This is a genomic window from Lipingzhangella halophila, assembly GCF_014203805.1.
GTDB classification, from domain to species: Bacteria; Actinomycetota; Actinomycetes; order Streptosporangiales; family Streptosporangiaceae; genus Lipingzhangella; species Lipingzhangella halophila.
Genome location: NZ_JACHJT010000001.1, coordinates 5,321,555 through 5,340,322, shown reverse-complemented (window position 1 = coordinate 5,340,322; position 18,768 = coordinate 5,321,555). Strand labels below are relative to the sequence as shown.

The window sequence follows — 18,768 nt, the reverse complement described above, 5'->3', positions numbered from 1 at the left end:
GGGGACCGCCCTTGTCGTCGCAGGCTACGGACGCGTACCTGGTCCGCGAAGACCTGGTGAGGAAGGGCGGCCGCGCGCGTGCGTAGAGCGGCGCGCGACCGAACCTCCTCGGGTCGCCATGTTCCTCAGAAGTCCATGCCGCCCATGCCGCCGCTCGGGTCAGCACCGGCGCCCTGGGCGTTCTTCTCGGGCTTCTCGGCGATGACGGCCTCGGTGGTCAGGAACAGACCGGCGATGGAGGCCGCGTTCTGCAGCGCGGAACGGGTCACCTTGGTCGGGTCGATGACGCCGTCCGTGAACAGGTCGGTGTACTCGCCCGAGGCGGCGTTCAGGCCGACGCCGGCTTCGAGGTTGCGCACCCGCTCCGCGACAACGCCGCCCTCAAGGCCGGAGTTGATCGCGATCTGCTTCAGCGGCTCCTCGACGGCACGGCGCACGATGTCGGCGCCGATGGTCTCGTCGCCCTCGGTCTCCAGCTTCGCGAAGGCCGGGACGCTGGCCTGCAGCAGCGCCACACCACCGCCGGGCAGGATGCCCTCCTCGACCGCGGCCTTGGCGTTGCGGACGGCGTCCTCGATGCGGTGCTTGCGCTCCTTGAGCTCCACCTCGGTGGCAGCACCGGCCTTGATGACCGCGACACCGCCGGCCAGGCGCGCCAGGCGCTCCTGCAGCTTCTCGCGGTCGTAGTCGGAGTCGGTGCGCTCGATCTCGCCGCGGATCTCGTTGACCCGGCCGGAGATCGTGGTGGCGTCACCGGAGCCGTCGACGATCGTGGTCTCGTCCTTGGTGACGACGACCTTGCGCGCCCGGCCCAGCATGTCGAGCTCGGTGTTCTCCAGCTTGAGGCCGACCTCTTCGGTGATGACCTGGCCGCCGGTGAGCACGGCGATGTCGGCGAGCTGGGCCTTGCGGCGGTCGCCGAAGCCCGGGGCCTTGACGGCGACGGACTTGAACGTGCCGCGGATCTTGTTGACGACGAGCGTCTGCAGCGCGCCGCCTTCGAGGTCCTCGGCGATCACCATCAGCGGCTTGCCCGCCTGCAGGACCTTCTCAACAACGGGCAGGAACTCGTTGTTGTTGGAGATCTTGGAGTTGACGATGAGGATGTAGGGGTCCTCAAGGACCGTCTCCATGCGCTCCAGGTCGGTGGCGAAGTAGGGCGAGATGTAGCCCTTGTCGAAGCGCATGCCCTCGGCGAGTTCGAGCTCCAGACCGAAGGTCTGGCCCTCCTCGACCGTGATGACGCCTTCCTTGCCGACCTTGTCCATCGCCTCGGCGATGGTGTCGCCGATCTGGCTGTCGCCGGCGGAGATGGAGGCGGTGGAGGCGATCTGCTCCTTGGTCTCCACCTCCTTCGAGAGGTTCGCCAGCTCCTCGCTGATGCGAGCGACCGCGGACTCGATGCCGCGCTTGAGGCCGACCGGGTTGGCGCCCGCGGCGACGTTGCGCAGGCCCTCGCGGACCATCGCCTGGGCCAGCACCGTGGCTGTGGTGGTGCCGTCGCCAGCGACGTCGTCGGTCTTCTTCGCGACCTCCTTGACGAGCTCCGCGCCGATCTTCTCCCAGGCGTCTTCGAGCTCGATCTCCTTGGCGATGGAGACACCATCGTTGGTGATGGTCGGCGCGCCCCACTTCTTCTCAAGGACAACGTTGCGGCCCTTGGGGCCCAGAGTAACCTTGACGGCGTCAGCGAGCGTGTTCATGCCGCGCTCGAGGCCGCGCCGGGCTTCCTCGTCAAACGCGATCAGTTTGGCTGCCATAGACTTCTTGTCCTCCCGTGACCGGGCTGATACGCGAAGGAACGAGCCGACGCCCGCGACGGACGACCGCGGCTCTCCCCGGCAACCCGTCTGCCGGCGCCCGCGGCCTCATCGTCTCGATCCTGGAATTAGCACTCGTTCAAGTAGAGTGCTAACGCCTTTTTTAGCACTCCGATCAGGGGAGTGCAAACGCCTTCACCCCGAATTCACCGTGTCCGCGCGGGCGGTTACTCGCAGGTCACCGCGGTCGAACGCGCGGAGCCCGCGCCCCCGGATGTTCCGGCGGACACGGGCTCCGTGGTTGGGCTCGCGATGCTGGCCTCACCCACCGGCGACAGCGGGGATGATCGAGACCTGGCTGCCCTCGGCGATGACGGTGTCCAGGCCATCGGTGAACCGCACGTCCTCGTCGCCCACATAGACGTTGACGAACCGGCGGACCTTGCCGGAGTCGTCGAGGATCCGGGCCTGGATGCCCGGGTAGTTGGCCTCCAGATCGGCCAGGACGGCCTTGAGGGTGTCGCCCTCGGCCGTGACCTCGGCCGCGTCCTTGGTGTAGGTGCGCAGGATGGTCGGCACGCGAACGCTGACGCTCATGGCTGTGGATGCTCCTTGCTCGGTGAGATCGACGAATAGTGGAAGGTCCCCGGTCAGGCTGCTGTTCAGAGCAGCCCGGCGTCCTTGAACGCGTCGAGGGACGGCTTGATGGTCGCGGTGACGTCGGCATCGACCGCGCTGAGCGTCTTGAGGCCGTCGCCGGTGTTCAGCACCACGGTCTCGGCCTGCGGGTCGAGGCCCCCCTCAGCGACCAGCTTGCGCAGCACACCGGTGGTGACACCGCCCGCCGTCTCAGCGAAGACGCCCTCGGTGCGGGCCAGCAGGTTGATCGAGTCCACGACCTCGGCGTCGCTGACGTGCACCACCGCACCACCTGTGCGGCGGCAGACGTCCAGTACGTAGGGGCCGTCGGCGGGATTGCCGATCGCCAGGGACTTGGCGATGGTGTCGGGCTTCACCGGCTGGACGACGTCGTGGCCGTCCTCCCACGCCCGCGCCACAGGGGAGCACCCGGTGGCCTGCGCACCGAAGATCCGGTACGGCCGGTCCTCGACCAGGCCGAGCGCGATGAGGTCGCGGAACCCCTTGTCGATCTTGGTGAGCTGGGAGCCCGACGCGATCGGCACGATGATCTGCTCCGGAAGCCGCCAGCCGAGCTGCTCGGCGATCTCGTAGGCCAGCGTCTTGGAGCCCTCGGCGTAGTAGGGGCGCAGGTTGACGTTGACGAAGCCCCATTCCTCGCCGGCGGGGTCGCCGATCAACTCGGAGCAGAACCGGTTGACGTCGTCGTAGGTGCCGTCGATCGCAACGAGGCGTCCCCCGTAGACCGCCGCCATCACGATCTTGCCCTCTTCCAGCCCGGCCGGGATGAACACGCAGGAGCGGAAGCCGGCGCGGGCCGACGCCGCGCCGACCGCACCCGCCAGGTTCCCGGTGGAAGAGCAGGACAGGGTGGTGAACCCGAACGTGCGCGCGGCCTCGACCGCCATGGCGACGACCCGGTCCTTGAAGGAGTGGGTGGGGTTGGCGGAGTCGTCCTTGACGTGCAGCGAACGCAGGCCGACCTCGGAGGCGAGCCGGTCGGCGCGAACCAGCGGGGTCAGCCCCGGGTTCATGTTCGGCAGCTCGGCGACATTGTCGGGCACCGGGAGCAGGCCGGCGTAGCGCCAGATGTTGTTCGGGCCGCGGCCGATGGACTCGCGGCTGACGTTGCCGAACTCGTAGGCGATCTCAAGCGGTCCGAAACACTGCTCACACGCGAAGCGCGGACCCAGGTCGTACTGCTGCCCGCATTCCCGACAGGACAGCGCTACAGCGGGGCCGAAGGAGCGGGCGGCGGACGTTCCGGATTCGGTGGCGGTCATCACCATGCGAGGCGTCTCCCCTCATCTTCCCTTAGAGCCGATCTGACCCCAGGCCGGAGTTGGCACCTGCCTCGGCCGCCTCGCAGGTGCCGCGAGAAACGCACGCCGAGATGGTTGCCGGGGCTTCGCAGGGCCGGTCCCTCCACCCCTCTGGATGAGCAATATGTAGTTGTCTCCGGATCCGACGGGATCCGTTGGTTACTTTAACCGACGCCGTGTCCGGTTTTCCATCGCGGGGGTCGCTACCGGTCCGTTTTCCCTGGGCAGGGCCGAGACCCTGGGCTCGCTGGCGCTCGCCGGGTCGGGCGCCCCGAAGCCGGGAACCTTCGGGCACCTCCGGTGTGCCGCCCCGGTCGGCTCCGCCACTCGCGGGCGCCCCACCTGCGGACCCTCCAGAACCCCGGCGGCGCCCGACTGTGTTTTCCGGGCTCGCTGCGTGCGGCGTACGCGCTGAAGCGGGTGCGCTGTGGGGCCTGTGAGGTTTGTCCGCCGCCCAGAAGGGCGAGACCTACACCACCCGATGCTGCCCACCGCGCCGCCGGGGCGGGGGCGTATTTTGGTAGTTGCCTGGAGTTGGTCCGTGGTTCAGCGACAACAGCGCGAGAGGTGGACGAACAGGTGGACAAGGCACAGATCCTCGTCGCTTCCAACAGGGGACCGGTGTCCTTCTCGATCAACGATGACGGCTCGCTCAGCCATCGGCGCGGTGGCGGCGGACTCGTCTCCGGGCTGAGCTCGGTGGCCGCGGAGAACGACACCCTGTGGGTGTGCGCGGCGCTCTCCGACGCCGACCGCACGGCCGCGGCCGCGGACCCCGACGGCCGGCTCGACCGTGCCGGGTTCGACCTGGGGAGCATGCGGGTGCGGATGCTCGACATTCCGTCCGCGACCTTCAGCAACGCCTACACGGCCGTGGCCAACTCCACCCTGTGGTTCGTCCACCACCTCCTCTACGACACCCCCAACAAGCCCGCGTACGGGGCCGCGTTCCGCGCCCAGTGGGAGGACTACCGCGCCTACAACTCGGCCTTCTGCGAGGCACTTCTCACCGGCGCCAGCGACAACGCGCGTGTCGCGGTGCAGGACTACCACCTGGCCCTGGTGCCCCGCATGGCCCGCGGACGGCGTCCCGACCTCCGCATCGCGCACTTCCAGCACACCCCTTGGGCGCCGCCGGAGTACTTCCGGATGCTTCCCGCCGAGATCCGGCGCGAGCTGCTCGAAGGCATGCTCGGCGCCGACCACCTCGGGTTCCTCAGCGCCCGGTGGGCCGACGCCTTCCTGCAGTGCTGCGAGACGTTCCTCGGCAGCAAGGTCAACTGGGACAAGCGGAGCATCGAGTACGGCGGGCGCGTGATCGAGGTGGGGGTGCACCCGCTGGGAGCCGACGGCGCGGCGCTGCGCGAGCGCGCGGCTGCCGGCGACGTCGCCGAGCGCCGGGCGGCGCTGCGCGAGCGTGTGGGCGATACCAAACTCATCGTCCGGGTGGACCGCACCGAACTGTCCAAGAACATCGTGCGCGGCCTTGAGGCGTACCGCGAGCTGCTGGCGACCCGGCCGGAGTGGCGCGGGCGCGTCACCCACCTGGCGTTCGCCTACCCGAGCCGGGGCGACGTGGCGGAGTACCGCGAGTACACCGAGTCCGTGCAGCGCGTCGCCAAGGAGATCAACGAGGAGTTCGGCACGGCCGACTGGACACCGTTGATCCTGGAGGTCAACGACGACTTCCCGCGGTCCCTGGCCGCCTACCAGATGGCTGACGCGCTGCTGGTCAACCCGATCCGCGACGGGATGAACCTGGTCGCCAAGGAAGGGCCGGTGCTCTCGCACGACGGGTGCGTCCTGGTGCTCTCTTCCGAGGCGGGAGCCGCCGACGAGTTGGGGAGTGACGCGTTGCTGGTCAACCCGTTCGACGTCAGCGAGACCGCGGACGCGCTGCACAGCGCGCTGAGTATGCCCGAGGAGCAGCGGCGCGCCCGCTGCGAGCGCCTTGTGGAGGCGGCGGTGGCGCTGCCTCCGCACCGCTGGTTCAACGAGCAGCTGCGCGCGCTGAAGTAACGAGGCCCGCGTGGCCCTCAGCCCGCCCGCGCGATGATCTCCTGGACGACATCGGCCTTGGCGTCCGCGTAGTCCTGCACCCGGGACCACTGCCGCACGGCGAGCTCGCGCTTGGTCCGGACATAGTGGGCGTGGTCCTCGCTGTTGGCGCGAAGCCTGTCGCGGAACCGCACCATGCGCTCGATCTCTTCGCATCCGGCGCTGAAGACGTGCAGGCTCACGTTCACATCCGGGCCCGCGAACAGGCGATGCTCGTACCATTCGGGTTCCCGGGCGGTCAGCGTGTAGCCGGCCCTCTGCAACGCGGGTAGATAGTCGTCCTCGTCGGCGGAGTCGGCCACGGCGAGAACCACGTCCACGCACGGTTTGGCCACCATCCCGGGAATCGCCGTGGAGCCGACGTGCTCGACAAGCAGCGCCTTGGCGCCGAGGACGTCGCGGATGCGCTCGGTCTCGCGCTGGAACAGGTAGGGCCACTTGGGGTCGTAGTCGGCAAGCTTCACTCGGCCATCGGAGAGCAGGAGGTCACCGCGGGTGATGTCGGCGCTTCCCGCGGTGCGTGAGGGAAGGGGGGCGGGGTCGTCCTTGGAGGTCATGGCCGTAAAGCTTGTTCGGCGAAGGCGGGGGCCGTCAAGTCCCGCGCCTGGCAGCCGCGCTTTTGGGCTGGTTCGTCCGCACTTGGAGGATTCTTCCGGTGGAAAACAGTGGAGGCGGAAACGGTGGGCGCCCCCGGGCCGGACGGTCCGGACCAGTCACTCCCGCGCGGCCCGGCGCGAGCGCCGCCGGCCGCGCTTGCGCCTGCCGGCGCGGCCCGTGTCGGTGTTCTCCGGCGCGGTGCCCGCGGCGGTGTTCTCGGTGCCGGCCTCCGCGGAGCGGATCCCATAGGGGTCGCGCCGCGCGCGGACCAGCCGGAACGCGAACAGCACAAGCAGGACGAGCAGCAGGGCGCCGCCGGCCCACCAGGCCCACATCGGGACCAGTGGCTCGTCGTCCTCCTGGACCAGGCTCTCGTCGTAGAGGGGGATGTCCTCGGCGGTCTCGGCTGCCGCGGCCGTGGCGTCCGGGACGTGCAGCACACCGGTATCCCCGCTGTCCGCGGCCGGCTGCGCGCTGTTGACCAGCGCGTCGGTCACCTGGCCGGGGAGGAGTTGCGGGTTCTCGGCGCGGATCAGCGCGGCCGCCCCGGCGACGAACGCGGCCGCCGGCGCACCACCGTTGAGGCGGGCGTACGCGTTGTCCGGGGCGAGGGTGGGCACATCGTTGCCGGGCGCGCGCAGCGCGACGCCGTCGCCGTTGTCGCCCGTGGGCCGGAGATCATCGTCGACCGCGCCGACCCCGAGCACGTTCTCGTGGCCGGCGAGGGCGGACTCGCCCGGCGCGACCACCAGGACGCCGCTCCGGACAGCGCGCTCCACCGCCTCGCGTTCGCCATCCCCGCTGCCGGCGTCCGCGGGCAGCGTGATGACGACCGCCCCTTCTTCGACCGCGTGGTCGATCCCGCGTTGCAGTGCGTCATCGGCGATGCTGTCCCCGGCGCCGAGGTCCTCGTCCGCCGCGACCCGCACCGAAAGGATCTCGGCCTCTGGGGCGACGCCCATGACGCCGCCCGTGTGCTCCCGCCCGTGCCCGCTGGCGGCGATGATGCCGGCCAGGCCGGTGCCGTGCTCGCCGTAGCCGTCGTCACCCGGTTCGAGGTCCTGACCGGTCACGTCGTCGCTGCTGGTCACCTGGTCCTTGAGATCGGGGTGTGAGCCGTCTACCCCGGTGTCGAGCACGGCGACCGTGGCCCCGCTGCCCCGGTTCCGCTCCCAGGAGTCGGGCGCACCGACCGCCTCCAGACCGGGTTGGTCCTGACGGAGGTCCTCCTTGCCGTCGTCCGCGGCCGCGGGAGCCGCCACGAGATGAACCGCGAGCCCCCCGCAGAGTCCAACTGCGAGCAAGCTGGCTGTGCTCGTGCGCATGGCGGTGGTCTCCTCCATCGCTGTCGGCGGGGCCTGGGCGCGGCCTGACCAGCCGCGCGGGCGCCGATCATTGTGCCATGGATGTGCGTCCCAGCCGGGCCCCGGGACTAAGCGTCCGCTTTTGCGGCGCCTTCGCTGGGGTCGCCGCCACCCGTGGCGGCTTCGATGTCGATGGCGTCGCCGACACTGAGGCCGAAGCTGCGCGCGGCGTCTCCGCCGTTCTCGGAGAGCGCGACATAGCCCGCCGAGTCCACCAGGAGCACCGGCTCGCCCGCGCCGACCGAGGCGAAGGTGTGGCCGAACGGGACCGTCCACCGGCCGCCGGGCGCGTGCACCCGCAATGAGCCGGGCGGAGTGTCGGCGCCGGCGAGGTCGTCGCGCAGCAGGGAGAGTTGGCAGTTGCCGAAACGGTCGATCGCGCGCACCTCGCCCCTGGCGAGGCCGCCGGAAACCTCGTGCCGCGGCTCGGGCAGCCTGACCAGTTCCGAGGACGGGAGTTCGGGGCCCGTCTCAGACAGCGGTAGGCCCGCGGCGAGCCACGCGCCCACCGGGGCGTAGATGTCCCTGCCGTGGAAGGTCGCCGAGACCGGATGCCGCCACAGGCCGGGGTTGGCGATCTCGTGGCACGCTTCGATCCCGCCGAGCGCCTCGGCGGCCCACACCAGCAGACCGTTGTCCGGACCGACGAGAACATGCCCGCCCGCGCGTACGGCGATGCTGCGCCGCTCCGTTCCCACCCCGGGGTCGACGACGGTGACGTGCACGCCCGGTGGCAGTTCGGGGGCGGTCTCGGCGAGGACGGTCGCGCCGCGCCGTACATCCCCGGGCGGTACGTCGTGCGTGATGTCGATAACGCGCACAGCGGGTGCCCGTTCGAGTATCTGACCGTGGCAGATGGCCACGAAGCCGTCCTCGCGCCCGTAGTCGGTGAGAAAAGACAGGTAACTGTAACCTGCGGGGTCACTCAACAGGGATCATCTCCTCAGCGAAGGTCATGAGTCGCTACCATAAGTCGCGCCGATCCGGATGAGGAGGCGCCCAATGTCAGATGTCGGCCCAACTGATCGCGAACCATCCGATTTCTCGGTCGATGCGGGGACAACCACCGACGAGACCGACCTAGCAGACCGTGACCAGCGCATTCTCGCGTTCGAACGCCAATGGTGGAAGTTCGAGGGCTCCAAGGAGCAGGCAATACGCGAAGAGTTCGGTTTCTCGCCAACGCGTTATTACCAGTTGCTCAACGGTCTCGTTGACCGTCCTGAAGCGCTCGCCTTCGACCCCATGACCGTGAAGCGGCTCCGCCGGCTACGCGCGAACCGCCGCCGCAGGCGCACCGCCCGTATGCTGGGGATCAATCTTTAGCGCACTCTTGCGAGAAGCTCCGTGGCTTCAGCCCTGGGGATGGTTCGCATCCTTAACGGGGCAACGCGGAGCGCCGCCGCATCGCTTCGCACCGAAGCCCTCGCAGGCTTTCCGCGTGGTCTCTTCGTAGCGGGTAAGCATGGCGTCATCGACGACCCTCCGACCGATACTTCGGCGTGCGGACCATGTGCGGGTGTAGGGGGAGATGACCGTGGAATCCCTGCGTATATCGGGGCCTGACCCCCATTAAAGTGACATAGGGTAATGGTAGGGTCACCGCCGTGCAGGTCGTTGTCCCGGTGAAGCTCCAGCCGCCGCCCGAGGTGGCATCGGCGCTGCGTGCTGAACTCACCGGCTGCAACGACGGCGCGAACTACGTTTCCACGGTGGCGTTCGAGACCGGAACCATGCGTGAGTACGCGCTGCGCAAGCTGGTCTATGCCGAGCTGCGCGAACGCGGGATCAAGTCCGCTGCCGCCCAGCGGCTCATCAAGAAGACCGTGGACGCCCACACCACGCTCCCGGCGAACATCCGGGCCGGGAATTTCGGCAGGCCGGGGGCCAAGCGCCGGAGCAGGGCCGAGTCCAAGCCCATCGCGTTCCGTGCGGACGCCGCGCGGGCCTATGAGCATCGCAACATGGGATGGGACATCGGCGCCCAGACCGTGGCGATCACCACCATGTCCGGACGGATGAAGGGCATACCGTTTGCCTGCGGCCCGGAACAGCTCACGACCCTCGCGCGGTACCGCAAAGGCGAAGCCGACCCGATCTGCCGCGACGGCGTGTGGTTTCTGTACGCCACCTGCGAGGTTCCCGAGGCCGAACAGTACGAACCGGACGGGTTCATCGGCGTGGACCTTGGCATCGAGAACATCGCCACCACCAGCGATGGGAGCAGCCACGCCGGACGTGAACTCAACCGCTACCGCAAGCGGCAGCTGCCCTTGCGCAAGAAGCTCCAGAAGAAGCGAACCACCTCCGCCAAGCGCCTGCTCAAGAAACGTTCCCGCAGGGAATCCCGGCGCGTGAAGGACATCAACCACCGCATCCCACCGCCAGCGCAGTGGTGGCAAGACGCGGCGCGTAACCTCACAGCCAGTGGGGCCGTAGCTGTAAGCTCGGGGCTTCACCCCGAGAAGCTGACCGCCGTAGGATCCGCAGTGTTCCACGGCAGCCCGCACCATCCGCGGAAGCGCTCCCATCCCGTCGTTACCCCTGCCCTTCGGCGTGAACCATGACCCTGCCCCAACCCCGGACCGATGACGGTGCGACCGCACTGCGCTGCCTCCTCAACGCGCCGTCAGGCGCGGTGCTCGCGTTCGACTTCGACGGGACCCTGGCGCCGATCGTGCCTGACCCCCGCGACGCCCGCGCGCACCCGCGCGTCATCCCCGAGCTGGCCGCACTGGGCCGGTTGGTGGGGGCGACGGTCATCGTCACCGGGCGCCCGGCCGATGTCGCGGTGTCCTACGGCGGGCTCGACGGTGTCGCCGGCATCGTCGTCCTCGGCCATTACGGGTTGGACCGCTGGGAGAACGGCCGGCACACGGCCCCGGAGCCACCCGCGGGGGTGCGTGCGGTTCGCGCGCAGCTTCCCGACCTCCTCGACCGGACCGGGGCGCCCGAGGGCACCTGGGTCGAGGACAAGGGGCACGCCCTCGCGGTCCACACGCGCCGTACCGCCGACCCCGACTCCGCGCTGGAACTGCTGCGGTCTCCGCTGCGGGCCCTGGCCGAGCGGCAGGGACTTGTCGTCGAGCCCGGCCGCATGGTCATCGAGCTGCGTCCGCCGGGTATGGACAAGGGCACCGCGCTACGGCGCTTCGTCGCTGACCGCGGGGGCACGGCCGTGCTTTACGCGGGGGACGACCTCGGCGACCTCGCGGCGTTCGACGCCGTGCGCGATCTCCGGGACCAGGGGGTCGCGGGGCTGACCGTATGCAGCGGCTCCACCGAGGTCGCGGCCCTGGCCGAACGCGCCGACCTGGTCGTTGACGGCCCCGACGGTGTCGCCGACCTGCTTTCCGAGCTCCGCGCGGCCCTGACCGCGCGCGGCTAGCTCCTGAACGCCGCCAGCACTGTCGCGCGCAGGTCGTCGAGGCCGGTCTTGCGCCGCCCGAAGTGCACGGCGTTGGTCAGCAGGCCCACGTAGCGTCCGGTGGCGGGGTGCAGGACGAGGCTGGTGCCGGTGTAGCCGTTGTGGTAGACGAGGCCGTCGTCGGTGACCAGCCAGGCCAGGCCGCGGGAGCACCCCACCTCCACGGCGATCTCGGGGGTCCAGCTCTGCCGGACGTAGCCGGTGTCGAGGAACGCCGGGCCGTCGTCGTTGTGCGCGCGGATCAGCTCCCGGGCGAAGACCCCCAGGTCGATCGCTGTACTGAACACGCCCGCGTGCCCGGCGATCCCGCCCATCAGGGCCGCGGCCTCGTCGTGCACTACCCCCCACGTCGGCGCGGTGCCCGGGATCCGGCGCTCGGTGGGGGCGACCGAAGCGGAGCGCGGCAATGGCCCGTAGGTGGTCGCGGACATTCCGCTCTCCGCCCACATCTGGGCCGCCAGTTGGTCCAGGGGGGTGCCGAATAGGCGTTCCAGGAGCAGGCCGAGCAGGATGAACCCGCGGTCGATGTAGTGGTACCCGGCCTCCTCCAGCGGTTCGGCGAGGATGGTCTCGGCGAGGTCGGTGTTGGTGCCCGCGTAGCACTCCAGCCAGGTGACCGGGTTCAGCCGCGACGTGTGGGTCAGGACCTGGCGGACGGTGACCTCCCCTCCGGGGTAGGGCCCGCCCGGGAAGTACTCCGACATGTGGGTGTCCAGGTCGAGGACGCCGCCGGCCACGGCCCTGCCCACGAGTGGCCAGGTGGCCAGCACCTTGGTGAGACTGGCGGTGTCATAGTGCACGTCCGGCGCGGCCCGTGCGCCGCCGCACTCCTCGGCCAGTCCGCCGACGGCGACGAACTCCCACATGCTGCCGGTTCCGACCACGGCCGTGCCCCCCGGGAGCCAGCCCGCGTCAACCATCACCTTCAGCACACTGCGGATCTCCGTACCGGTATCCGCGAGCCATTCCCCGTCGCGCACGTGCCCTCCTCCGTCGAGTCTCCCCATCGGCGGATACCCGCTGGATACACCATTGTCACCCCATCTGACCTGCGGGGCATGGCGGAAAACCGTCCCGGCGGGGACCGAAAGCACAGGTTCTGGGACGCCCGACGAGAGCAGCGAGGACGGCGGGTGGGTCAGCCCCCAGTACTCGGTGCGGGTGCCCGGTGGTGGCGCGCTCACCGAGAGCAGCGAGGACGGCGGGTGGGTCGGGGGTGCTTCCTGGTTTCGCCCGGCGCGGGCCTCGGGCTTTCCGCTGCCCGCCCTCGCGTGTCCGCTACGTCCGGTTGCCGCCGCACCGAAACCGACTGTGCGGACATGTTCAGCGCCGAGAATGTCCCCACAGTCACCCTCGATGCGACCCGGCGCCGAGAACGACACCACGGACACTCCCGCAGTTTCCCGCCACCGGCCGCCGCTTCGTCGGACGCCTCACCATCGGGCACCCGCACCGGTTATCACCGGGCCCGGCCATCCACCACCGTCGCTGCCCCCGTCGCACGCGCCACCGTCGGGCACCAGAAGCGATCACCGGGGGCTGGCTCACCCGCCCTCGTCGGGCGCGTAACCATGCGCAGCCAGCACTGATCTAGGGCCGGGCTCGCGTCACTGTTGGACTTTCGCCATCGACTCCCGGTCCTCGGCGCCGAACCGCTCTTCCAGCTCCTCGGGCGAGGCGTCCACATCGATCCGGGAGAGCGGGGCGCCGCGCGCCGACTCTATGGCGCCGAGCCGGCGCAGCGCGCGGTCCTGCGCGTACTCCATGAGCACACCGGGCGGGAGCTGGTACTGCTGCTCGTCGCTGCTCATGGGCTCCTCGCCGGCCTGCACGGTAGCGCGGACGTGCGGTAGCAGCTCCTCCAGCCGCTCGGAGATGACCTCCCAGTTGGCGTCGTCGGCGGCCACATGGCGGCGGCAGGTGAACGTGCCCCACGCCATATGGCGGCGCTCGTCGTCCCCGATTCGCTTGATGATCTCGCGCATGCCTGGGAATATGCCGCGCACGGTACATATGTGGTTCCACGCATAGTAGCCGGTGAGCGCGAGCGATCCCTCGATGACGTGGTTGTAGGTCACCGAGGCGCGTACCTGGTTGCGCGGGCTGGGGTCGCTGTCGAGGGCTTTCAGGGAGGCGGGCAGCTCCTCGTAGAACAGGGTCCGGTACCCGGGGTTGCGGTCCACGTGGGCGTGCAGGTCCTCAGTGATTCCCAGGGTGTCCAGCCACATCCGGAAGACCTGGACGTGCTTGGCCTCCTCGAAGGCGAACTGGGTCAGATACATTTCGTCGCCGATGCGGCCCTCGGCGGCCATGGCGCGGATGAAGGGCTGGATGTCCTCGGTCACGGCCTCCTCGCCAGCGACGAACTCGGCGCACAGCCGCATGATGCGTTGCTGGGCCTCCTCGCTGAGCCCTTTCCAGTCCTCGGCGTCCTGGGACAGGTCGATGTCGCTGGGGTCCCAGAACTTGGCGTTGCCCTTGTTGAAGAGGCGTAAGGGGAAGGAGTCCCAGTTCAGGCCGCCGGGCCGGAGTGAGTGGAAGTCCTGACGGTACTGCTCGGTGGGGGGAGAGCTTTCGGCCATGGGTACCTCCGTGTCGTCCGCTGGCCCCCCATGATTCGACTTATGTTACTCGGCTGTAAAGCGGGCGCGGGAGGCTTTTTTGCCGTACGGGCCGCGGCCTCGCGCGGCGGTCGGGCACCGGCTGCGAGGCGGTACGGTCGGGGTGTGCCGGCGCCGGCCGGGCCGGGCCTGGGACGCCGATACGGCGGAGCCGCGCGCCGGTGACCGGCGGGGCCCGTACGGTTCCGGGCGAACGGCGTTGCCGTCCCAGGTCGTTGGCGTTCTCGCGCTCCCGAGAGGAGAGACAGTGTTCTGTGGCGATGCGGGAAGTCCCGGCTACCCCGAGTGCGTCGCCCAGATGAACCTCTTCGCGCTCGCCTCCACCATCCCGGCGATGCTCGCCCTGATCCTGCTGGTTGCCGCGTTCGTCACCCCGGCTATCCGGGCGAACACCATCCTGCGCGCCCAGACCCTGGGCTACTCCCTCGTCGCGTGGGGGATCGCCGGGTTCACCTACGTACTCGGAGGGCTGCCGTCGGTGTGAGCCGGCGGGCGCGCGGCATGGGCGACCCTGGCATGGCCCGTGGACATTGCCGGCACGAGTACGGCATCATCGCGGAATGGTGGTCGAACTCACCCCGGCGCTTCGCGAGAGGGCCGGCAAGGAGCCGGTTATCTGGCTGACCACGGTGTCGCCTTCGGGCCAGCCGATGCCCAGGCCCGTGTGGTTCGTGTGGGACGGCGACGAGTTCGTCATCTACACCTACCCCGGCGCGGCCAAGGTGGCGCACATTGACGCCAACCCCAAGGTGACGCTGCACTTCGACGACAACCAAAGCGGCGAGATCTACGTGCTGATCGGCCGCGCCGAGCGGGTCGCCGAGCCGATGCCGCCGTCGCGGTTCCCCGGCTACCTCGACAAGTACCGCGACAGCCTGCCGGAGATCAACTACACGGTGGCCGAGCTCGACGCCACCATGACCATCGCCCTGCGCATCGGGGTGCACCGCCTGTGGGGTCCGTCCTAGCGGGGTCTGCTAGATCTCCTCACCGGCCAGGACGTCGCCGGCGTCGGCGATCCGGTAGGCGTAGCCCTGCTCGGCCAGGAAGCGTTGCCGGTGCGCGGCGTACTCCTGGTCGAGAGTGTCCCGGGCGACCACCGCGTAGAAGCGTGCGGCGCGGGAGTCGGACTTGGGGCGCAGCAGCCGGCCCAGCCGTTGGGCCTCCTCCTGGCGCGAGCCGAACGAGCCCGACACCTGGATCGCGACCCCCGCCTCGGGCAGGTCGACGGAGAAGTTCGCGACCCGGGAGACGACAAGGGTGCGCAACTCACCGGACCGGAACGCCTGGTACAGGCGCTCGCGCTCCTTGACCCGGGTCTCACCCTTGAGGACCGGCGCGCCCAGCTGCGCGCCGAGCTCGTCCAACTGGTCGATGTAGGAGCCGATGACCAGGACCTGCTCCCCGTCGTGCCGTTGCGCGAGCTCCCGGACCACGTTCGTCTTGGCTCCGGTGGAGGCGCAGAAGCGGTACCGGTCCTCTGGCTCCGCGGTGGCGTAGGCCATGCGCTCGGAGTCGGTGAGGTTCACCCGGACCTCGACGCAGTCGGCCGGGGCGATCCACCCCTGGCTCTCCATCTGCTTCCACGGCGCGTCGTAGCGTTTCGGGCCGATCAGCGAGAACACGTCGCCTTCGCGGCCGTCCTCGCGGACCAGCGTCGCCGTGAGGCCCAGGCGGCGGCGCGCCTGCAGCCCGGCCGTCATGCGGAAGACCGGCGCGGGCAGCAGGTGCACCTCGTCGTAGATGATCAGGCCCCAGTCGCGCGCGTCGAACAGCTCCAGATGGTCGTGGACGCCCTTCCGGCGAGACGACATCACCTGGTACGTCGCGATGGTGACCGGTCGGATGTCCTTGCGCGTGCCGGAGTACTCCCCGATCTCGTCCTCGGTGAGCGTCGTGCGGCGCAGTAGCTCGTCGCGCCACTGGTGCACCGAGACGGTGTTGCTGACCAGGATCAGCGTGGTCGCCCTGGCCAGCGCCATGGCGGCGGCGCCGACTAGTGTTTTGCCGGCGCCGCAGGGCAGCACCACGACGCCGGAGCCGCCCGCGTAGAACCCTTCGGCCGCCTCGTGCTGGTACTCGCGCAGCTCCCAGTCGCCGTCGAGGTCGATGGGGTGCGCCTCGCCGTCGACGTGTCCCGCCAGGTCCTCGGCGGGCCAGCCGAGCTTGAGGAGGGCCTGCTTGAGGTTCCCGCGCTCGCTGGGATGCACCGCCACCGTGTCGCCGTCGTCCCCGACGCGTTCGGCCAGCATCGGGGCGACCTTCTTGGACCGGAGGATCTCCTCCAGCACGCTCCGGTCCAGGGCGTGCAGCACCAGCCCGTGGGTGGGGTGCGCGACAAGCCGGAGGCGGCCGTAGCGGTCCATCGTCTCGGCGATGTCGACCAGCAGCGCGTGGGGGACCGGGAACCGGGAGTAGCCGATCAGCGCGTCCACGACCTGCTCGGCGTCGTGCCCGGCGGCGCGGGCGTTCCACAGCGCCAACGGCGTGATGCGGTAGGTGTGCACGTGCTCGGGCGCGCGCTCCAGTTCCGCGAACGGAGCGATCGCCCGGCGGCACTCGGTCGCCAGCTCGTGGTCGACTTCGAGAAGCAGGGTCTTGTCGGATTGGACGATGAGCGGTCCGTCGGGCACGGTTCTCCTTCCACCGCGGTACGCGGGCGGTGGGGTTGGCTGGCGTCACCGGCGGAAACCGGCGCGGCCGAGCGGGACGTCACACTATGGGGCCCGCCATGAGCGAGGGGCGCTCACGCGCTCACGGCAAGCACGATCATCACGATGAAGAAGACGACGATGAGCGCGAGGATGCCGATGTGGATCCAGTTGCTGATCCACGCGTAGCGCGTCAGCTTGGCGGCCTCGACCGGGTTGTCGTCCCTCTTACCGAGGGCGATGCACGCCAGGAGCAGGCCGACAATGTTGGTCCCACCGCACAGGAACATGGTAATGGCCGCGACGACCAGCGCCGCTACCACGCTCCCGGTCATCGGACCGGGATCGGCGTAGCCCGGCCGCGGGTAGGCGTACCCGTACGCGCCGTGTGTCTGCCACTGCGACTGCCAGGCGCCGCTCTGGTAGTCGCCGGGCGGGACCTGGTAGTCGCCGGGTGGGATCTGGTAGCCGCCCCCTCCGTGGTGGCCGCCCTGTTGCCACTCATGGGCCCCGGGCTGGTCCTGCCAGAACCCCCGCGGATCCGGCCACTGCTGGCTCATGAGGCCTGCCTCCTGAAACCTGGTAGGGCGCGCGTCTGGCTAGTAGGACACCGCCGAGGGGCTGCTGGTTGCGTCCGGTCCACGATATGCGGGCCCCTGTTCCCTACAACCCGGCGCGGGCGCTTGTCCCGCAGGCCCGGAGCCAGTGGAGGCACGGCTAGGTGAGGCTTATGGCGACCAGCACGAGCACCAGGATGAGCACGAGGACCAGGCCGATGTAGATGATCGTGGCAGCCCACGAGTAGCGCATGAAGCGCTCGACCTCGGGCGGGTCGTCGGTCTTGCTCAGCGCGACGGCCGCGAAGGCGATCGCGGGAATGTTCACCAGTAGCGCGAGAAGGTAGAAGCTCAGGAGCCAGAAGACCACCGGAACCAGCAGCGTCAGCACAGCGGCGATCAGCGCCGCGACGGCGCTCCCCACACGGGCCGGCGGGCCCGACGGCGGCCCCTTGAGCATACCGGTGGGCCTGGGTGCCGGTGCGTCAGGATTGGAGCCGGCGCCTGCCAGAGGCGCGTTCTGGCCGGATCCGGCCGGCTTGAAAGGGTCGTCCGCCGGAGGTGCGAAACGCGGCCGCGGCCCACCGGTCCGAGCGTCTCCGTGGGGCCCGGTGGCCTGGGGTTCCACGGGCGCTGGGGTGGGAACGTCAGCCCCGGGCTCGCGCCACTGCTGGCTCATGGGTGCTGTCCTTCCCTCGCGTGCCCCTGACCGGTCGAGGTGCTCCCGGGCCAGTGTGGCCGTCAGGACCACCGGACCACCCCGCTACCCATTATGCCGCAGCACCGTGCGTGGGCCCGCGACTCACCAGCGAGCTAGTAGGGAACCGGGGCGTAGTCCTGGACCATGGAGCCCGCCTGGGTGAGAAGCCAGAGGGTCAGGATGGCCATCACCACGAACATCACCGCAGCGGCGCCCAGGCAGTACCACGAGTACCGGGTGAGTGTCTCGGCCTGGGCGTAGAGCCCGCGATCGCGCTTATGCGCCGCGCGCACGGCGAAGACGATCCCGATGACGCCGAAGAGCCAGTTGGCACAGCACAGGAACGTCATCCCGTGCAGCACCAGGGCCATGGTGGAGCTGCTGGCGCCGGTGGGCCCGCGTTCGCGGTCCCGGTCCCGGGAATCCTGGCCATCGCGCTCCCGCTCTGCCGGGCGCGGCCGGTGGGGGCGGTCCTCCCGGGGGGTGGACGCTCCGGGGGGCAGCGGTGGGTCGCTCATGGGCTCTGTGCCGTTCCTCTCCGCGAATCCGTGAACGGGGTCCTCCGGGGGTCGCGTCGGGACCGGACCGGAGGGGGCGTCGCCGACTCATGTCTACCGCGTAGCGGCGCCGGTTACACCGGCTTTCTCGCGCGCCCGACAGCGAGACACGTCGAGAATGACCATGAGGTCATTCTCGACGCTGAACATGTCCGTACGGTCGGGTTCGACGCCGGTCGCTACTCACCCGCGTCCGACTCGGCGACGAAGGAGCCCATCCCCGGCGTGGTCACTACACGCCCTTCCTCCCGGAGTGCCCGCACCGCTTTGCGTACGGTCACCCGGGCTACCTCGAACTCCGATTCGAGCTGCACCTCCGAGATGAGGTGTTGCGGCGGGTACTCGCCCGAGTTGATCCGTTCACGCAGGACGTCGGCGATTTGCTGCCACTTCGGCTGGGTCGGGTCGTACTCCACACGTGAAAGCTAGACATCCATCCCGATGCGTGCATAGAAAGAGATATCTATAGCTAGGCATAGACAGGTAAACAAAAACCGAGTACTCTCCTGCGCAGA

General features: G+C 69.6%; 19 protein-coding genes and 1 riboswitch. Of the genes, 6 read left to right on the top strand and 13 right to left on the bottom strand.

What is annotated here, in order from left to right; translation table 11 throughout:
• Positions 1 to 125: 125 nt before the first annotated feature.
• The 3 genes from groL to thrC form a co-directional block, all read right to left on the bottom strand.
• Positions 126 to 1,760 carry a chaperonin GroEL gene (gene groL / locus F4561_RS24190; RefSeq protein WP_184581942.1) on the bottom strand — a complete coding sequence of 545 codons (1,635 nt, stop codon included), beginning with the start codon at positions 1,758 to 1,760 and terminating at the stop codon, positions 126 to 128.
• A gap of 321 nt (positions 1,761 to 2,081) precedes the next feature.
• A complete protein-coding gene (locus F4561_RS24185) occupies positions 2,082 to 2,357 on the bottom strand; it encodes a ubiquitin-like small modifier protein 1 (protein ID WP_184581940.1) in 276 nt (91 codons plus the stop codon).
• A gap of 65 nt (positions 2,358 to 2,422) precedes the next feature.
• Entirely contained in the window at positions 2,423 to 3,688 is a 1,266-nt protein-coding gene (gene thrC / locus F4561_RS24180; protein WP_184581938.1) for a threonine synthase, read from the bottom strand.
• Positions 3,689 to 3,700: 12 nt separating this feature from the next.
• Positions 3,701 to 3,843, bottom strand: a riboswitch (SAM riboswitch).
• Between the two features lie 457 nt (positions 3,844 to 4,300).
• Here thrC and F4561_RS24175 point away from each other — a divergent pair.
• Positions 4,301 to 5,740 (top strand): alpha,alpha-trehalose-phosphate synthase (UDP-forming), encoded by a 1,440-nt coding sequence (locus F4561_RS24175; RefSeq protein WP_184581936.1) that lies wholly within the window; start codon positions 4,301 to 4,303, stop codon positions 5,738 to 5,740.
• A 17-nt stretch (positions 5,741 to 5,757) separates the two neighbouring features.
• Here the strand turns inward: F4561_RS24175 and F4561_RS24170 are convergent, their stop codons facing one another.
• The 3 genes from F4561_RS24170 to F4561_RS24160 all read right to left on the bottom strand — a co-directional run bounded on the left by F4561_RS24170 (position 5,758) and on the right by F4561_RS24160 (position 8,669).
• Positions 5,758 to 6,336 (bottom strand): GrpB family protein, encoded by a 579-nt coding sequence (locus tag F4561_RS24170; RefSeq protein ID WP_184581934.1) that lies wholly within the window; start codon positions 6,334 to 6,336, stop codon positions 5,758 to 5,760.
• A gap of 156 nt (positions 6,337 to 6,492) precedes the next feature.
• Entirely contained in the window at positions 6,493 to 7,701 is a 1,209-nt protein-coding gene (locus F4561_RS24165; RefSeq protein WP_184581932.1) for a S8 family serine peptidase, read from the bottom strand.
• A gap of 107 nt (positions 7,702 to 7,808) precedes the next feature.
• The gene (locus F4561_RS24160) at positions 7,809 to 8,669 is read right to left on the bottom strand and encodes an SAM hydrolase/SAM-dependent halogenase family protein (RefSeq protein WP_184581930.1); all 861 of its coding nucleotides are present in this window, start codon (positions 8,667 to 8,669) and stop codon (positions 7,809 to 7,811) included.
• A gap of 73 nt (positions 8,670 to 8,742) precedes the next feature.
• Here F4561_RS24160 and F4561_RS24155 point away from each other — a divergent pair, with 73 nt between their 5' ends.
• The 3 genes from F4561_RS24155 to otsB all read left to right on the top strand — a co-directional run bounded on the left by F4561_RS24155 (position 8,743) and on the right by otsB (position 11,128).
• Positions 8,743 to 9,066: a DUF3263 domain-containing protein gene (locus tag F4561_RS24155; protein ID WP_184581928.1), complete on the top strand. Its 324-nt coding sequence runs from the start codon at positions 8,743 to 8,745 to the stop codon at positions 9,064 to 9,066.
• Between the two features lie 281 nt (positions 9,067 to 9,347).
• Positions 9,348 to 10,307 carry a transposase gene (locus F4561_RS24150; RefSeq protein ID WP_184581926.1) on the top strand — a complete coding sequence of 320 codons (960 nt, stop codon included), beginning with the start codon at positions 9,348 to 9,350 and terminating at the stop codon, positions 10,305 to 10,307.
• Positions 10,304 to 11,128 (top strand): trehalose-phosphatase, encoded by an 825-nt coding sequence (otsB, locus tag F4561_RS24145; RefSeq protein WP_184581924.1) that lies wholly within the window; start codon positions 10,304 to 10,306, stop codon positions 11,126 to 11,128. The genes F4561_RS24150 and otsB overlap by 4 nt, the downstream gene beginning before the upstream one ends.
• Here the strand turns inward: otsB and F4561_RS24140 are convergent.
• Both F4561_RS24140 and F4561_RS24135 read right to left on the bottom strand, forming a co-directional pair.
• Positions 11,125 to 12,147, bottom strand: coding sequence for a serine hydrolase domain-containing protein (locus F4561_RS24140; protein WP_184581915.1), 1,023 nt, complete (start codon positions 12,145 to 12,147; stop codon positions 11,125 to 11,127). The two genes, otsB and F4561_RS24140, sit on opposite strands and share 4 nt — an antisense overlap.
• A 627-nt stretch (positions 12,148 to 12,774) precedes the next feature.
• Positions 12,775 to 13,749 carry a R2-like ligand-binding oxidase gene (locus F4561_RS24135; protein ID WP_184581913.1) on the bottom strand — a complete coding sequence of 325 codons (975 nt, stop codon included), beginning with the start codon at positions 13,747 to 13,749 and terminating at the stop codon, positions 12,775 to 12,777.
• A 286-nt stretch (positions 13,750 to 14,035) separates the two neighbouring features.
• Between F4561_RS24135 and F4561_RS24130 the strand changes: the two genes are divergently transcribed.
• Both F4561_RS24130 and F4561_RS24125 read left to right on the top strand, forming a co-directional pair.
• A complete protein-coding gene (locus F4561_RS24130) occupies positions 14,036 to 14,272 on the top strand; it encodes a hypothetical protein (protein ID WP_184581911.1) in 237 nt (78 codons plus the stop codon).
• Between the two features lie 76 nt (positions 14,273 to 14,348).
• The gene (locus F4561_RS24125; protein ID WP_184581909.1) at positions 14,349 to 14,756 is read left to right on the top strand and encodes a TIGR03667 family PPOX class F420-dependent oxidoreductase; all 408 of its coding nucleotides are present in this window, start codon (positions 14,349 to 14,351) and stop codon (positions 14,754 to 14,756) included.
• Positions 14,757 to 14,765: 9 nt separating this feature from the next.
• On the opposite strand, the gene F4561_RS24120 is transcribed toward F4561_RS24125, so the two are convergent.
• From F4561_RS24120 to F4561_RS24100, 5 genes are all read right to left on the bottom strand, one after another.
• The gene (locus F4561_RS24120) at positions 14,766 to 16,421 is read right to left on the bottom strand and encodes a DNA repair helicase XPB (protein WP_184581907.1); all 1,656 of its coding nucleotides are present in this window, start codon (positions 16,419 to 16,421) and stop codon (positions 14,766 to 14,768) included.
• Between the two features lie 113 nt (positions 16,422 to 16,534).
• The gene (locus tag F4561_RS24115; RefSeq protein WP_184581905.1) at positions 16,535 to 16,999 is read right to left on the bottom strand and encodes a hypothetical protein; all 465 of its coding nucleotides are present in this window, start codon (positions 16,997 to 16,999) and stop codon (positions 16,535 to 16,537) included.
• A 157-nt stretch (positions 17,000 to 17,156) separates the two neighbouring features.
• On the bottom strand, positions 17,157 to 17,456 hold the full coding sequence (locus F4561_RS24110; protein ID WP_184581903.1) for a hypothetical protein: 300 nt from the start codon (positions 17,454 to 17,456) through the stop codon (positions 17,157 to 17,159).
• A gap of 353 nt (positions 17,457 to 17,809) precedes the next feature.
• Positions 17,810 to 18,214, bottom strand: coding sequence for a hypothetical protein (locus F4561_RS24105; RefSeq protein WP_184581901.1), 405 nt, complete (start codon positions 18,212 to 18,214; stop codon positions 17,810 to 17,812).
• A 218-nt stretch (positions 18,215 to 18,432) separates the two neighbouring features.
• Positions 18,433 to 18,669, bottom strand: coding sequence for a GntR family transcriptional regulator (locus tag F4561_RS24100; protein ID WP_184581899.1), 237 nt, complete (start codon positions 18,667 to 18,669; stop codon positions 18,433 to 18,435).
• Positions 18,670 to 18,768: the final 99 nt, after the last annotated feature.

Coding starts and splice junctions, on each gene's coding strand:
- F4561_RS24185 (WP_184581940.1), bottom strand. CDS start 2,357: ATGAGCGTCAGCGTTCGCGTGCCGACCATCCTGCGCACCTACACCAAG.
- F4561_RS24115 (WP_184581905.1), bottom strand. CDS start 16,999: ATGAGCCAGCAGTGGCCGGATCCGCGGGGGTTCTGGCAGGACCAGCCC.
- thrC (WP_184581938.1), bottom strand. CDS start 3,688: ATGGTGATGACCGCCACCGAATCCGGAACGTCCGCCGCCCGCTCCTTC.
- F4561_RS24165 (WP_184581932.1), bottom strand. CDS start 7,701: ATGCGCACGAGCACAGCCAGCTTGCTCGCAGTTGGACTCTGCGGGGGG.
- groL (WP_184581942.1), bottom strand. CDS start 1,760: ATGGCAGCCAAACTGATCGCGTTTGACGAGGAAGCCCGGCGCGGCCTC.
- F4561_RS24105 (WP_184581901.1), bottom strand. CDS start 18,214: ATGAGCGACCCACCGCTGCCCCCCGGAGCGTCCACCCCCCGGGAGGAC.
- otsB (WP_184581924.1), top strand. CDS start 10,304: ATGACCCTGCCCCAACCCCGGACCGATGACGGTGCGACCGCACTGCGC.
- F4561_RS24110 (WP_184581903.1), bottom strand. CDS start 17,456: ATGCTCAAGGGGCCGCCGTCGGGCCCGCCGGCCCGTGTGGGGAGCGCC.
- F4561_RS24125 (WP_184581909.1), top strand. CDS start 14,349: ATGGTGGTCGAACTCACCCCGGCGCTTCGCGAGAGGGCCGGCAAGGAG.
- F4561_RS24135 (WP_184581913.1), bottom strand. CDS start 13,749: ATGGCCGAAAGCTCTCCCCCCACCGAGCAGTACCGTCAGGACTTCCAC.
- F4561_RS24170 (WP_184581934.1), bottom strand. CDS start 6,336: ATGACCTCCAAGGACGACCCCGCCCCCCTTCCCTCACGCACCGCGGGA.
- F4561_RS24155 (WP_184581928.1), top strand. CDS start 8,743: ATGTCAGATGTCGGCCCAACTGATCGCGAACCATCCGATTTCTCGGTC.